At 37.8% G+C, this 14,211-nt stretch carries 15 protein-coding genes; 14 read left to right on the top strand and 1 reads right to left on the bottom strand.

Translation table 11 applies throughout. The features are described 5' to 3' along the window. The first annotated feature begins 27 nt into the window (after positions 1-27). From AAC084_RS14660 to AAC084_RS14600, 13 genes are all read left to right on the top strand, one after another. Positions 28-987 (top strand): hypothetical protein, encoded by a 960-nt coding sequence (locus tag AAC084_RS14660; RefSeq protein WP_210708477.1) that lies wholly within the window; start codon positions 28-30, stop codon positions 985-987. Between the two features lie 23 nt (positions 988-1,010). After that, complete coding sequence (locus AAC084_RS14655; RefSeq protein WP_210708476.1) at positions 1,011-2,603, top strand: nickel-dependent hydrogenase large subunit; 1,593 nt, start codon at positions 1,011-1,013, stop codon at positions 2,601-2,603. A gap of 81 nt (positions 2,604-2,684) precedes the next feature. Then, positions 2,685-3,164: a hydrogenase maturation protease gene (locus AAC084_RS14650; RefSeq protein ID WP_210708475.1), complete on the top strand. Its 480-nt coding sequence runs from the start codon at positions 2,685-2,687 to the stop codon at positions 3,162-3,164. Beyond that, positions 3,161-3,481 carry a hypothetical protein gene (locus AAC084_RS14645; protein ID WP_339729944.1) on the top strand — a complete coding sequence of 107 codons (321 nt, stop codon included), beginning with the start codon at positions 3,161-3,163 and terminating at the stop codon, positions 3,479-3,481. The genes AAC084_RS14650 and AAC084_RS14645 overlap by 4 nt, the downstream gene beginning before the upstream one ends. Next, on the top strand, positions 3,478-3,735 hold the full coding sequence (locus AAC084_RS14640) for a hypothetical protein (protein WP_210708473.1): 258 nt from the start codon (positions 3,478-3,480) through the stop codon (positions 3,733-3,735). The genes AAC084_RS14645 and AAC084_RS14640 overlap by 4 nt, the downstream gene beginning before the upstream one ends. Next, complete coding sequence (locus tag AAC084_RS14635; protein ID WP_339729942.1) at positions 3,710-5,191, top strand: hypothetical protein; 1,482 nt, start codon at positions 3,710-3,712, stop codon at positions 5,189-5,191. The genes AAC084_RS14640 and AAC084_RS14635 overlap by 26 nt, the downstream gene beginning before the upstream one ends. Then, the gene (locus AAC084_RS14630) at positions 5,191-5,538 is read left to right on the top strand and encodes a hydrogenase maturation nickel metallochaperone HypA (RefSeq protein ID WP_210708471.1); all 348 of its coding nucleotides are present in this window, start codon (positions 5,191-5,193) and stop codon (positions 5,536-5,538) included. Before AAC084_RS14635 ends, AAC084_RS14630 begins: the two co-directional genes overlap by 1 nt. A 62-nt stretch (positions 5,539-5,600) precedes the next feature. After that, a complete protein-coding gene (gene hypB, locus AAC084_RS14625) occupies positions 5,601-6,302 on the top strand; it encodes a hydrogenase nickel incorporation protein HypB (RefSeq protein ID WP_210708470.1) in 702 nt (233 codons plus the stop codon). Beyond that, the gene (gene hypF, locus AAC084_RS14620; RefSeq protein WP_210708469.1) at positions 6,303-8,564 is read left to right on the top strand and encodes a carbamoyltransferase HypF; all 2,262 of its coding nucleotides are present in this window, start codon (positions 6,303-6,305) and stop codon (positions 8,562-8,564) included. A gap of 3 nt (positions 8,565-8,567) precedes the next feature. Continuing rightward, positions 8,568-8,843, top strand: a complete 276-nt coding sequence (locus AAC084_RS14615; protein ID WP_210708468.1) for a HypC/HybG/HupF family hydrogenase formation chaperone — start codon at positions 8,568-8,570, stop codon at positions 8,841-8,843. A gap of 11 nt (positions 8,844-8,854) precedes the next feature. Beyond that, positions 8,855-9,949 (top strand): hydrogenase formation protein HypD, encoded by a 1,095-nt coding sequence (gene hypD, locus AAC084_RS14610; RefSeq protein ID WP_339729938.1) that lies wholly within the window; start codon positions 8,855-8,857, stop codon positions 9,947-9,949. Between the two features lie 51 nt (positions 9,950-10,000). Further along, the gene (gene hypE / locus AAC084_RS14605; protein ID WP_210708548.1) at positions 10,001-11,020 is read left to right on the top strand and encodes a hydrogenase expression/formation protein HypE; all 1,020 of its coding nucleotides are present in this window, start codon (positions 10,001-10,003) and stop codon (positions 11,018-11,020) included. A gap of 1 nt (position 11,021) precedes the next feature. Beyond that, positions 11,022-12,116, top strand: coding sequence for a hypothetical protein (locus AAC084_RS14600; protein WP_210708466.1), 1,095 nt, complete (start codon positions 11,022-11,024; stop codon positions 12,114-12,116). On the opposite strand, the gene AAC084_RS14595 is transcribed toward AAC084_RS14600, so the two are convergent. Next, positions 12,113-12,820 carry a sulfite exporter TauE/SafE family protein gene (locus tag AAC084_RS14595; RefSeq protein WP_339840948.1) on the bottom strand — a complete coding sequence of 236 codons (708 nt, stop codon included), beginning with the start codon at positions 12,818-12,820 and terminating at the stop codon, positions 12,113-12,115. The genes AAC084_RS14600 and AAC084_RS14595 overlap by 4 nt on opposite strands. 967 nt (positions 12,821-13,787) lie before the next feature. On the opposite strand from AAC084_RS14595, the gene AAC084_RS14590 reads away from it, so the two are divergent. Further along, entirely contained in the window at positions 13,788-14,183 is a 396-nt protein-coding gene (locus AAC084_RS14590; protein WP_339729936.1) for a BfmA/BtgA family mobilization protein, read from the top strand. Positions 14,184-14,211 lie beyond the last annotated feature (28 nt).

Raw genomic sequence — 14,211 nt, 5'->3', positions numbered from 1 at the left:
AACTATATATTAAATATTTCTCAAATTATGGCAAACGTACTCTGGTTACAAGGAGGGGCATGCAGTGGAAACACAATGTCCTTCTTGAACGCCGAAGAACCAACTGTGGTGGAACTTATCACCGACTTCGGATTAAACATACTATGGCACCCAACAACAGGTTTACAGATTGGGGACCAAGTTCAAGACCTATTAAAGGATATCCTTGCGGGAAAGGTACAGATGGATATTCTTGTATTTGAAGGGTCGATTATTCAAGGTCCTGATAATACAGGTACCATGAATTTATTTGCTGATCGACCTATGAAGGACTGGATTAAAGAACTTTCTGAAGTTGCTGGCTATGTTGTTGCTATTGGTGATTGTGCAACTTGGGGAGGTATACCTGCTGTGGCACCAAACCCTAGTGAATCTACTGGAATGCAATTCCTTAAAAAGAACAAAGGGGGCTTCCTTGGAGCCGACTATGTGTCCAAAGGCGGTTTGCCAGTTATAAATATACCAGGTTGCCCTGCGCATCCGGATTGGATTACTCAGATATTAGTGGCAATTTCTGTTGGTAGAATAGGTGATGTTTTAATAGATGATTATCAAAGACCAAAAACGTTTTTTACAGACTTCGTTCAAGATGGTTGTACTAACGTTACCAATTTTGCACAAAAAGTTGACGGGGGGTTCGGTCGCCGCGGCGGATGTTTATTCTATGAAGTGGGTTGTAGAGGTCCAATGACGCGTGCGAGTTGCAATAATATTTTATGGAATAGACAATCAAGTAAAACCCGTTCAAACCATCCTTGTTTAGGATGTACCGAACCAGGGTTTCCTCATAATGATTTGATGAAAGGTAGTGTTTTGAAAACTATGAAGCACTTAGGGGTTTTTCCAAAAGAAGTTCCAGAGGGAAGAACAAAACTAGCATACTATTTAGAGGCAGGTTTTCAAAAAGTTATGCCAACAAACAAAAAAATAATGGAAACTTCCAAATAAATAGAATCTTAAAAGAAAAACAAATGTCAGTTACAGAATTAAATATATCTCCTGTTGGCCGTGTTGAGGGCGATTTAGATGTAAAGGTCTATATCGAAAACGGTAAAGTAACTCGAGCTCATACTCAGGCGGCCATGTTTAGAGGTTTTGAGAAAATTATGGAGGGCAAAGACCCGCAATCGGGACTCATTGTCACACCTAGAATTTGTGGAATCTGTGGAGGTTCACACTTGTATTGTGCGTCATCTGCGCTGGATACGGCATGGGGAACAAAACTAAGCCCAAATGCACTTTTGTTAAGAGCTATTGGCCAAGCTTCGGAAACCTTACAAAGTATCCCAAGATGGTACTATGCCATTTTTGCTACGGATTTAGCAAATAAAAAATATGCAGATCAACCTCTTTATGAAGAAGTTGTAAAACGATGGTCTGCTTATGTTGGTGAAACATTTCAAAAAGGATTAACAGCGAGTGGATTACCAGTACAGATTTACGCTTTGTTTGGTGGTCAATGGCCGCACTCCAGTTATATGGTGCCAGGCGGTGTTATGTGTGCACCTACATTAAAAGATATTACTCGGGCACATGCAATTTTGGCACAATTTAAAAATGATTGGCTTGAGCCGATTTGGTTGGGTTGTTCTATTGAGCGATACATGGAAATTAAGTCTTGGGATGATATGTTGGCTTGGGTTGATGAAAATGAATCTCAAAAAAATAGTGATTTAGGTTTATTGATAAGAGCTGGTATTGAATTCGGATTGGATAAATTTGGTCAAGGCGTTGGTAAATTCCTGGCTACAGGAACATATTTACACAAAGACAGATATAACAATCCCACTATAGAAGGTAGGAACGATGCTTTGATTCAATCAAGTGGATTCTTTGATGGAGAAAACTATCATGAGTTTGATCATATGAAGGTAAGCGAGCATGTAAAGCATTCATGGTATAAAGATCAAGAAGATGGTCTTCACCCTTGGGATGAGCCGTTACCAACTCCAATGAAGTCGCAAACCTTACATGATAGCGATTTTGATAATCAATATAGTTGGTCAAAATCACCTCGTTATGATGGGCAGGCAGCAGAAGCTGGACCATTGGCGCGTGTAATAATGAACTCTAATCCTGCGAACAAAGACCACCAGATTCAAGATCCTTTGTTTGGTGATATTATGAAAAAACTAGGTCCTAGTGTATTCACTAGGGTATTGGCAAGAGTTCATGAAGCTCCAAGAATCTATAAGTTTGTAGAACAATGGTTATCTGAAATTGATTTGGATGGTGAGTTCTACATCAAGCCTGTTGAGAAAGATGGAAAAGGTTTTGGAGCTACCGAAGCCGCCCGTGGTGCTTTAGCGCACTGGATAGAGATTAAGGACGGTGTAATCAAAAATTATCAAGTGATGGCACCGACAACATGGAATGTTGGTCCGCAAGATGGTAATGATAATCCTGGTCCAATTGAAGAAGCGCTAATTGGTATAGACATCGAAGACCCACTAGATCCAGTAGAAGTAGGTATTGTAGCTCGTTCCTTCGATTCTTGCTTGGTTTGCACGGTGCATGCCCACGATGCTAAAAGTGGCGTAGAGCTATCACGATTTAAACTATAACCTTTGTCATATAGTTTTATAAGGACTTTCCTGAGGGGTAACCTCAGGAAAGTTTTTTAATTTAACTGAAATTAAAAAGATATGAAGACGGCAATAATGGGGTTTGGAAATCCGGTCAGAAGCGATGATGCTGTAGGTATTTATGTGATTGAACAACTACGAGAAAAACTTCCTGAATCTGAAAATATTAATATTTTCGATATGGGTACAGCAGCCTTTGAAGTGTTATTCGGATTAAAAGGTCATAATAAAATCATTTTGGCAGATGCAGTTTTAAACAGTAATGAGCCTGTTGGCACTTTATTCAAGGTGCCAGCGGAAGAAGTTATGAAAGCACCTGAAGATGACCCCTTGGTTTTTCTCCATGGAATGAAATGGGATCAGGCTTTATCATACACCAAAAAAATATTACAAGATGAGTATCCTGAAGATATTCAGGTATATTTAGTGGCAATTGAAAATACTAAACTAGAAGTTGATTTAAGTGATGTTGTAAAAGAAGCCGGAGACAAAGTAGTTCAGCATATTTTAGAAGACCTAAATTTATCGATTCCGATGTGATTACGAAAATTAACTTAAAGAATTCACATATTTATTTGGACCATGAATTGGTTGAACCAATTTTTGGTGAAATCCATTATGCTTATGTGACCTATGTTAAAGAACAAGGTAACATTTTGATTACACCTGTTTCCAGTCAATGGTTTGTTAAACTTTACAAACCAACGCAGTTTCTTTTAAAATCCCGTAATTTGAAAGGCGATAAAACACTTGCGATACGGGAGATTTTGATAGACAACGATTTGGATACGACAGATAGGCCATTAGGCTACGAAATCATTGAGAAAACCAGCTTGATAAAGGTGAATATTTCATGACGAAGCAAAAAAACAACTGGCTTTTGGATTCAGAGGTACAATACAAAGTTACCCCTGTAAAAGGTCGTTGGGAAGTTTCACTTATTTTTATCAATACAAAAGACCCGAATCAGGTTTTGATTAAAACTATTGGTGATTACCGTTCTGAGCGACTAGCTGAAATTTATGGAAGAAGTATGCAGCAAACGGCGGCAAAAGACCCTAGAGGTTCACAAAAAGTAGATAAAGATGCTTACAATATTAACAACAACTGACACTAACCAAAAAATTCTAAATACTATTGCGTCTATTGATAGATTAGATGAATTGGTTACTGTTACTCAGGATTCAAATACCATAACTGATTTTAAAACCTTAGTGATAAATTCTGATGAGATTATAGTTCCTTTGGATTGGTATGATTTGGAACCACCTTATGTGTTTCCAACTACCCCATTTACTAAAGAAAACTTACTCGCTTTGGTTTTTTATAAATTAGGAAATCAACAGAAATCATTTGAGTTTGTTTCAGAAGAATCTCTTTTATATCAGCATCTTTTGATTGCTACCCATTTACAGTTTGGATACGAGATTTCGTCCTCCATGGTTGATTTCTGTTATCGTACATCACTACACAATAATGCCGTAGTGAACTACTATGGGATAGTCGAAGGTCCTAAAAGCAACGAAGAACTTAAAAAGGAATTTTCCGAAGCACTTTCCAAAGCTGAAAATGATGAAATCAGAGTATTTACGGCAAAACATTTTCTAAACTTACTTCTAGACTATGGGGAATTGAAGGAAGCAAAACGACTAGTAGAAGCACAACTTTCGATTGCCATCTCTAATGACGCTAAAAATGCAATGAGCACGCATTTAGCCGGAATTCTAATGGCAGAATTAGAGGTGCCTTATAGTAAGAAAAAGTTAGATGAAGTTCACGATGTGCAATTATCAGCAATTGCTTATTACGAGTCAAAAAATCTAAAAGTACAAGCAGGTATGTTGTTAGTTGATGCAGCGGAAATCGCCAATTTCAAGAAAGATTATATTGCATCAAAAGAACTGATCAATAAGGCGATTCAATATTTTAAACAAGCGGATATTCCAGAATTTTTAGGGGAAGCGGGATTCAAAAAAGGTATTCTCTTATATACATGGTCAAAAAATGGAAGTCCACAATATTACAAAGCAGCTATAAATGCTTTTCAAGATGTATTAAAAGTTTTTAAGCGGGATACACATCCGCAGAAATTCGCTGATGTTCATCACAATCTGGCTTTGATATATTCAGAAATCCCTGTTAGTTCAGAGGAAAAGGCAATGTGGACCGCCTTTTGCGCGTCTTCATTTAAAGAGGTTTTGGCGTTTTATACTAAAGACAAGTACCCGTATGAAAACGCTATGGCCAGTCATAACTATGCAACAGCTTTGATGGATTTTCCACCAGCTAAAATCCATAATAATTTAAAAAAAGCAGCTCTGCTTTTTAACGAAGCCCTTGATGTACGAACGGCAAACGCTTATCCTTTTGAACGTGCATTGACACTTCTCAACCAATTGGAATTGGGCTGGCTCACTCACAATGAAGATAGTTTGGGAGAACTTGAAAAATATGAAGATATGAAGTCAAAAGCCGAAGAAGTTTTGGTATTGGTTAGCGATGCTAATTTGATTTCACAGGCGAACGACCATTTAAAAGAACTAGAAAAAGTTAAAAGTTTAATTTAATGCATGAAACATCTATAGTAAATAGCATTATGCGAACGCTTGAACAAGAGTTTGAAACCGAAAAATTGAATAGGTTAAAAGCTATTCATTTGAAAGTTGGTATACTTTCAAATATCGAACCACGACTTTTACACAATGCTTATAGTGCTTATCATATAACAAATCCCGGTTACCATCATGTCGAAATGCATATAGAATCAACTAGTCTGAAAATACATTGTGAATTTTGTGACTATATTACCGACGTAGAGAAATATCGATTCATTTGTAATCAATGTGGAAAGCCCAGCAAGAATGTGATTCAGGGCGAAGAAATGCTGATTCACAAAGTGGAATTCGAAGACTGACCTTGCTGGTCGGGTGATTATTAAAAGTAAAACCACATGTGGTTTCCCAAATAAAAAAGAAAATGGTAGAAAAATCAACAAAAGCAGCACGAGGAACGGTGCAATGCGAAAACACCAATATCAATTTGCTCAAAGCCAATGATTTTGTAGCGGATATAATTAAGAAGGAGATGGCAAATAAAGGAACCCTTCTAATAAATATTACATCTTCCGCAGGAAGTGGTAAAACCACTTTGATGCAAAAAACTGCTCAAAAATTAAAAGATAAAATTACCATGGCAGTTATGGTAGGTGATTTAGAAACCGAACGTGACGCCGACCGTATTCGCGAAACGGGTATTCAGGCGCTTCAAATAGTTACAGGCGGTATTTGTCATTTAGAAGCTCAAATGGTGCATCAAGTACTTGACCAATTTGATTTAGAGAGCATCGATTTACTTTTTATAGAAAATGTAGGAAACTTGGTCTGCCCCTCATCTTTTGATTTGGGCGAAGATTATCGTGTAACGTTAATGGCCACTACCGAGGGGGATGACAAACCAAAAAAGTACCCAAAAATGTTCTTGACCAGCGATATGATGTTGGTTTCCAAAGCGGATTTATTGCCTTATGTACCATTTTCAGTAGAAGCTGTAACTAAAGATGCTAGAGAGGTAAATCATGAGCTGGAAGTACTTCAAATCTCCGCTCTTTCAGAGGAAGGTATTGATGAATGGTGCGAGTGGCTGCTAGCAAAAATCAAACAGAAGAAGGATAATGCCTAAATGCAACAAACCTTTCAAATTATTATTTCAGGTCAGGTACAAGGGGTGGGTTTCCGTCCTTTTATTTATGGCCTAGCCGATCAATTTCAATGTAACGGTTCAGTTTGTAATAATGAGGATGGTGTTTTAATCCATTTAAACTCGGTTGAAGAAAAAGCAAGGGACTTCCTAACTACTATTCTTAAGAGTGCTCCTGAAGTTTCTAGTATTCAATCATATTCTATTTCAGAAATCGCTTTTCGAGAATTTGATGACTTCAGAATAGTTCATTCGGAATCAAATCATAAAATCAACATTCCACTTACGCCAGATTTTACGATTTGTGAATCATGCAAAATAGAAATAAGAGATACAAACAATAGGCGATACGGTTATGCCTTTACTACTTGTACCAACTGTGGACCTCGCTATGCGGTGACAAAAAAGTTTCCATTTGAACGCGCCAACACGACAGTTTCTGCTTTTGATATGTGCATTGCATGTCAAACAGAATATACCAATCCCAATGACCGGCGATTTCATTCGCAGACTAATAGTTGTGCTGACTGTGGTATCAAGTTGAAAGTTACCACATCTGATGGAAAAACAATAGTTGATGCTGATTCAGAAATCATCAAAAAAGTTTCAAAATTTATATTAGATGGTGACATTGTAGCAATAAAAAACACAAATGGCTATCTACTTTGCTGCGACGCTAATAATAAATTAACCATTGAACGTTTGAGAGCAAAGAAAAAACGACCGACTAAGCCTTTTGCGATGCTCTATCCTTCTATCGAAAGAGTAAAGAACGACTTTAAGCTTAGTTTGTCGGAAGAAAAAGCACTTACTTCTTCGGTATCGCCCATCATTATTTTGAATCCGAAGGAGAGCATAACAGATTTAGAGCAAGAAAGTATCGCTCCTAATTTAAATCAGTTTGGTGTTATGTTACCATCTTCAGCACTACTAGTACTTTTGATGGATGAGCTGAAAATACCCATCATCGCAACAAGTGGCAACATTCATGGTTCGCCGATTATATCTACAAAAGAAGATGCAATTCAACAGCTTTCGGGAGTAACCGAGTATTTTTTACATCACGATTTAGAAGTTGCTTTTCCACAGGATGATTCGGTTGTTCGTTTCGCTGGTGAGCAACAAATTATACTTCGCCGTTCTCGAGGACTTGCCCCAAACTATTTAAAAGGAACACAATCTAATCCTGTAAAAGTTTTGGCAATGGGGGCTCATCTAAAAAGCACGTTCAGCTACGTGCCAAATGCACATACCTACGTGAGTCCCTATTTTGGAAACTTAGATAATTATGATGTTCTAGTGCGCTATCAAGAAAGTATTGTTAAATACAAGGAACTTTTTGAAAGCCAACCAGAAGTTATTTTGATTGATTCACATCCGCAATATCAAAGTAGTATTTTGGGTAAAGCGTTTTCCAAAAAAAGCAATACAAAACTAGTTTCCATTCAGCATCACAAAGCACATTTCGCTAGTGTATTGGGTGAACATGATTTATTTAAATCCAAGGAAAAAATATTAGGCGTTGTTTGGGATGGAACAGGTTTCGGTGACGATCAGGCCATTTGGGGAGGGGAATTTTTCAATTATGAAAAACATAAAATGAAACGCCTTTCGCACTTTGAGTATGTAGATTGGATTGCTGCTGATAGAATGGCGATAGAACCACGTTTGGCATTGCTCAGTATACTTCCATGTTCAAAAAGAGAGCTTGCCAAGTCTAAATTCTCCGAAACCGAATGGAAAGTTTATAACAGGATGTTAGAAATTAACAGCTTAAAAACTTCCTCAGTTGGTAGATTGTTTGATGCTGTCGCATCCCTATTGGATATCATTGATAAGACTTCTTACGAAGGAGAAGCGGCAATGCTTTTAGAAAATCAAGCCAGGAATTATGACGGTAATGATTATATCGATTTTTTAGAAGACTTAGCATTTGAGAGAATTCCATCAAAAACTCTCATTGCTAATATCCAAAAGGCAAAAGAAGAAGGAATTTCTAAATTTAGAAACGCCAATAGTTTTATCCATACCCTTGCTTTGGTTATTTTGAAAATTGCCAAGCAAAATGACTATGAAACAATTGCTTGCAGCGGCGGCGTTTTTCAAAATTCCCTTTTAGTCACAAAACTGTCGCAACTATCGCAAAAGCAAGGGATAAAATTAAAATTTAATCGTATATTGTCTAGTAACGATGAGAATATTTCGTTCGGTCAGCTGTGTTATTATCAGTATATAAAAATTTAGACTATGTGTTTAGCAATTCCAGGAAAGATAAAAAGCATTGATATGCAATATGATGGCAGGGTACGTATGGCCAAAGTATTGTTCGGCGGTATTATGAAAGAAGCTAGTTTAGAGATGTTGCCAGATGCCAATATTGATGATTATGTATTAGTTCATGTTGGCGTAGCTATTAGCAAAGTTGATGAAGAGGAAGCACAGAAAACTTTTAAATATCTTGAAGAAATAGGCGAGCTGGGAGACCTAACCGATGTAGATGAATATTTGCCAAAAACGAACTAAAACCAGCAGCTATGAAATACATGTCCGAGTATCGCGATCCAGAACTAGCCAAAAAATATTTAGAGGAAATCAAAAATACCGTTTCCAGACCTTGGTCCATTATGGAAGTTTGCGGTGGACAGACGCATAGTCTAGTGAAAAACGGTATCATAGACATGTTGCCAGATTCGATTACCATGATTCATGGTCCTGGTTGCCCCGTTTGTGTGACTCCTTTAAACCTTATTGATAAAGCGGTGTATTTAGCCTTCGAGAAAGAAGTCATTCTTTGTTCTTTCGGGGATATGCTTCGCGTACCAGGCTCTCAAAAAAGTCTTTTAGAGGTTAAAGCTGAAGGTGCTGATGTGCGCATTTTATATTCCCCTTTAGAAGCGGTGAAAATTGCAGAAGATAATCCTGACAGAGAGGTGGTTTTCTTTGCTGTTGGCTTTGAAACTACGGCTCCTGCCAATGCTTTATCCGTTGTTCATGCACATCTTAGAGGTGTCAAAAATTATTCCATTTTAGCATCTCATGTATTGGTTCCGCCAGCTATTAAAGCTGTTATTGATGATGAAGAAAGTAAAATTGACGGCTTCTTAGCGGCAGGTCATGTCTGTACGATTATGGGGAACGCGGAGTACCATCTGATATCGGCCAAATACAAAGTGCCGATTGTAGTAACCGGTTTCGAACCCTTGGATGTTTTACAAGGTATTTTGATGGTCATCCGTCAATTAGAACAAAGCAAATCCTCAGTTGAAAATCAGTATGCACGTATCGTTCGTGAAGATGGTAATCTTGAGGCACAAAAAGTAATTAATGAAGTGTTTGAAGTGCGTAATCAGATGTGGCGCGGAATCGGTGAAATTCCTGAAAGCGGATATGCCGTCAGAGAAAAGTACGCTGAATTTGATGCTGCTAAAAAATATAATGTTACCATTGACGAGGCTCCTGAAAATCCAGATTGTATTTCAGGACAGATTATGAAGGGAATAAAAAAACCTTTCGAATGCTCCCAATTTGGAAAGAAGTGTAAGCCTACAAATCCACTTGGAGCACCCATGGTTAGCAGTGAGGGAGCTTGTGCCGCGTACTATCATTTTTCTGGATTAGTGGAAGCATAATCATATTAAATGTCGGAAAACAATAAAATACGCATGCAGCTGCAATGCCCCATGCCCAAACTTGACTTTGATGTCATTACCCTAGGTCATGGAAGTGGCGGGGTTTTAACAAACAAACTTCTGGATAGTGGTGTTTTCGATCTGTTAAGCAATGATATTCTGGATGAACGTCATGATGGTGCTTTTATAGATCTGCAAGGTAAAACTGCTTTTTCAACGGATAGTTTTTTAGTTTCTCCTATTTTTTTTCCAGGAGGAAATATTGGAGAGCTCGCTGTAAACGGAACGGTCAATGATTTGGCTATGTGCGGTGCCACACCTAAATATCTTTCGTTAAGTTTTATTATTGAAGAAGGACTTCCCGTGAAAGAATTTTGGGATATTCTGGTTGCTATTAAATTCGCTTGTGAAAAAGCTGGGGTGCAAGTAGTAACTGGCGATACTAAAGTTGTTGAGAAGGGAAAAGGAGATAAAATTTTTGTGAACACATCAGGAGTTGGCCCGATACATCCAAAGTCTAACATTAGTGCAAAGAACATTACAGTTGGAGATAAAATAATTATCAGTGGTAATGTCGCCTCCCATGGAATGGCTATTATGTCTGTTCGGGAAGGTTTAGAATTTGATTCTGAAATTGAGAGCGACACCGCCAATTTGAATCATACAATCATTGACTTGATAGAACAATTTGGGGAGAACATTCATTTATTGACAGACCCCACGCGTGGCGGAGTCGCAACCGTTCTAAAAGAAATCGCCCAATCGTCGGAAATAGGAATTGATTTAGTTCAAAGAGATGTCCCTATGGATGAGCAAGTTGCAAGTGCCTGTGAATTATTAGGTCTAGACCCCTTATATGTAGCTAATGAAGGACTATTCATTGCCTTTGTTTCCGAGTCAGAAGCCGATACAATTTTAGCTGTTTTGCAACAGGATGAAAATGGGAAAAACGCTAGAATTATTGGAAGCGTAGTTGCTGAACACCCTAGACAAGTCATCATGGAAAGTGCTATTGGCGGTAAACGAGTCATCAGTATGTTACCTGGAGAGCAACTACCAAGAATCTGTTAGTATGAATTTTGAAACCCTCGGTGAACACGTTGACAATTCTTATGTTTTTAAAGGGTCTAAAGAAATGCCATTTTTGGCTCCAAGAGGAGTTTTTGTAGCAAATAATCACCTATTTGTATCTGATACAGGTCGTAACCGTGTTTTTATTTGGAATGACTTGCCAACAGTTGAATTTCAAGAACCCGATGTAGTTTTGGGTCAATCGGATGTATTAGAAACCGGGAGAAATTCTGGGGGAGTAGTTACTGCAAAAACATTGCTTTATCCTTCGGGAATATGGAGCAATGGTAAAATTTTGATTATTGGTGACGCATGGAATCATCGCGTACTTGTTTGGCATTCATTACCGACAAAAAATGGACAACCAGCTGATATAGTGATAGGTCAGCCTGATTTCTATTTAAACCAACCCAACGTGGCAGGTATCGGAAATAACCCTTCGGCAAAAACTTTAAACTGGCCCTACGGTGTTTTTTCAGATGGAAAAAGCTTGTGGATAGCAGATACGGGTAATCGTAGAATTCTATTCTATGAAGATATTCCAAACACTAATTTCACCGCCGCGGATAAAGTAATAGGAAAGTCTAATTTCGATACTCGCGATTATGAAAATAATGAACCCATTTGGCCTTATTCGATTAAAGTAAATACGAAGAAACAGATGATTGTTGCTGATACGCAATTCTACCGTAACCTTATATGGAATAATGCAGACGAAGCTTTTTCAAAACAAGCAGATGTAATTGTGGGTCAAACAGATTTCGACGCAAGTGGTCAAAATCAATTTAGTTTGTTTCCTACTCCGAGATCACTAAATTGGACATACGACGCCTGTTTCTATAAAGATGGTCTCTTAGTTAATGATACGGGCAATAGCCGAATCTTATGGTTCGAAGAAGTACCGATAAAAAACAATGTAGAAGCAACAGCGGTAATCGGCAAGCGGGATTTTAATACAGGTAGCGAAAACAAAGAAACCATGCATGGCACTTCAAGCTCATTGTATTGGCCTTTTTCAATCTGTACGCAAAATGATAAACTGATTATTGCTGACACTGGAAATCATAGAGTTGTTATTACTGATTTGAAGTTTTAAAGGCTAAGATAAAGCCAATACGCACCAATTGCGATTGCAAAAATACCCCCTGATAGGCGAATTGTTTTGAAAAGAAATTTACTCTTTTGACCTTTAGAATAACTAGTGATTATTCCCAGTAAAAAGGTGTAAATCGTCATAGCCAACAAAGTTCCTAATCCAAAGCCAACTATGTATTGAATACTATCCAATTGGTTTTCAAACCCCAATACCGGTAGGAGCAAAATAAAATGCGCTATTCCTGCAAGTCCATGTAGAACCCCGATTCCAAAAGATGACCACAGATTTTGTTTCGGTTTCTTATCATGGTTATGAGAATGTTCAAATTTATTAGTATCATGATTGTGTTCATGAACATGAATATATGGTTCTTCCCCGCCATGGACATGTGGATGCTTATGTCTCTTGCTTTTGTAAAACATACTAAATAAAGCCCAGAGACCAACAGCAATTAATACAACTCCAACCAGCTGTTCGCTATGTTCCGATATCTTTTCTATTGGAATATATTCTTTGAACAGTAGAAAAAGTAATCCTATTAAAAGCATTCCTGTCAAATGTCCAAAACCCCAGAACAGTCCAATTTTCCAGACTTTACGTCTAGTTTCAATTGCTAACGGAGTTACAGCCGCCAGATGGTCAGGGCCTGAGACTACATGTAGAATTGAGGCTGCTAGGCCAGCGAATAAGGGAAAAGTAATCATAGATGATATTTCAGAAACAATGTAGTGAATTATTGTAAAAAATTTTAAAAAGGGTGTAAATAAAATAGTCCAATACATTGTGATGGAATTTTATTGTAATCTGTGTTAGAATGATTTTTAAGGTCCACTCAGCACTTTCCTTTACATTTCGCTCAATAAGTTGCATCGCAGGAAAAGAGCTTCCTTACATTAGTTCTTAAACCCAATTCTTGATGTAGACTTACCCTAGCATGTATTCTCTTCACTACGCCGGAAAGAAAATTTCCATTATGAAATAAACATCCGAAATCAAGTTCGCTGAAACCGTAACCGACTATCAACTTTTCTCTACAAAGGTTTAAAATTTAGACTGAGACGGACTGCATAACCGTTCGCCTACTCACTTTTATAAGTCCTTATTCAATCGAAATTTTAGAAGTGGTTCCAGAAAAGATAACAGCGAAGGCTCTATGGGAAGTAATTGGAACATCTCAATACCAACTTAAACATCGGCTTTTATAAAAAGAGAAATAGTAATAGGAGGGCTTTCTACTGTTTCAAAAAGAAAAGAAAAACGCTCGGGATATAATAAGTAGATGGACAAATGCCATTTTGGCAACTAATTGACACCAATCGATACCATTGAATATGGCTTCGATATTGCACTACATTGAAATGTTGGAGTCGAAAAACCTTTCTTTTTCTTTTCATCAGCAGAAGTTTTGAAAATTATATTGAACTAAATCCTTAATCGAAGTTTATGGATAGAAACAGTAAAAAACGCTTTTGCCTTTAAGCTAAGAAGTACGACGGTTCTGAAAATGAAATGAAGGAATGGAGTAGCAAGAGGGTAACCTGCTGGCGCACGGTTACATTGTTCAATCCATTCATTTTTAGAAGATTACGATTTATACAGTCGCTCTAAATCTTTGCTTTTTAGTAAAAAAGGGCTTAATGGCCTGAAAACCAGTTTAAAATTTAGTAAAAAATGGATAACGAATTCAAGAACGAGCCCTTTCTGACCCTGAAGATGAAACGGAGCGTTGTCAAGCGCTTTCGAAGGTTTTGCCGTGTAACAGGTACTTCACAATCACTTGGAATGTCCGATATGCTCGATTTTTTCGAAAGGCACAAGGTACTGCCCAAAGATGAGATTCCCAACCACTTGGTGCAAATGGAAAAGCGCCTGCTAAAAAGAATCAATGCGGTTATAGCCATTATGAAGGATATGGAGAAAACACAGACCAAGCCAACGGTAGGAATGCTCGAAGCGCTTTTTACCGTCAATGAGAAAAAAGAGGACACACCCCGGTTCGTGGAGAAGAAACAGAACAACAGGACCCTAGAAGAGGAACTGGAACATTGGAAGAAATCCAACGAATGAGGTTTTTAATATGTCAATACTTGACTTT

This window comes from uncultured Maribacter sp. (genome assembly GCF_963977385.1).
In the GTDB taxonomy this organism is placed as follows: domain Bacteria; phylum Bacteroidota; class Bacteroidia; order Flavobacteriales; family Flavobacteriaceae; genus Maribacter.
The sequence above is the reverse complement of the archived record's forward strand: the minus strand, read 5'-3'. Positions and strand labels throughout refer to the sequence as shown.

Excerpts from the sequence above, each read along its gene's own strand:
- AAC084_RS14660 (WP_210708477.1), top strand. The coding sequence starts at position 28 with ATGGCAAACGTACTCTGGTTACAAGGAGGGGCATGCAGTGGAAACACA.
- hypD (WP_339729938.1), top strand. The coding sequence starts at position 8,855 with ATGAAATACATGTCCGAGTATCGCGATCCAGAACTAGCCAAAAAATAT.
- AAC084_RS14635 (WP_339729942.1), top strand. The coding sequence starts at position 3,710 with ATGCTTACAATATTAACAACAACTGACACTAACCAAAAAATTCTAAAT.
- AAC084_RS14615 (WP_210708468.1), top strand. The coding sequence starts at position 8,568 with ATGTGTTTAGCAATTCCAGGAAAGATAAAAAGCATTGATATGCAATAT.
- AAC084_RS14640 (WP_210708473.1), top strand. The coding sequence starts at position 3,478 with ATGACGAAGCAAAAAAACAACTGGCTTTTGGATTCAGAGGTACAATAC.
- AAC084_RS14650 (WP_210708475.1), top strand. The coding sequence starts at position 2,685 with ATGAAGACGGCAATAATGGGGTTTGGAAATCCGGTCAGAAGCGATGAT.
- hypE (WP_210708548.1), top strand. The coding sequence starts at position 10,001 with ATGCCCAAACTTGACTTTGATGTCATTACCCTAGGTCATGGAAGTGGC.
- AAC084_RS14630 (WP_210708471.1), top strand. The coding sequence starts at position 5,191 with ATGCATGAAACATCTATAGTAAATAGCATTATGCGAACGCTTGAACAA.
- AAC084_RS14590 (WP_339729936.1), top strand. The coding sequence starts at position 13,788 with ATGGATAACGAATTCAAGAACGAGCCCTTTCTGACCCTGAAGATGAAA.
- AAC084_RS14655 (WP_210708476.1), top strand. The coding sequence starts at position 1,011 with ATGTCAGTTACAGAATTAAATATATCTCCTGTTGGCCGTGTTGAGGGC.
- hypF (WP_210708469.1), top strand. The coding sequence starts at position 6,303 with ATGCAACAAACCTTTCAAATTATTATTTCAGGTCAGGTACAAGGGGTG.
- hypB (WP_210708470.1), top strand. The coding sequence starts at position 5,601 with ATGGTAGAAAAATCAACAAAAGCAGCACGAGGAACGGTGCAATGCGAA.
- AAC084_RS14600 (WP_210708466.1), top strand. The coding sequence starts at position 11,022 with ATGAATTTTGAAACCCTCGGTGAACACGTTGACAATTCTTATGTTTTT.
- AAC084_RS14595 (WP_339840948.1), bottom strand. The coding sequence starts at position 12,820 with ATGATTACTTTTCCCTTATTCGCTGGCCTAGCAGCCTCAATTCTACAT.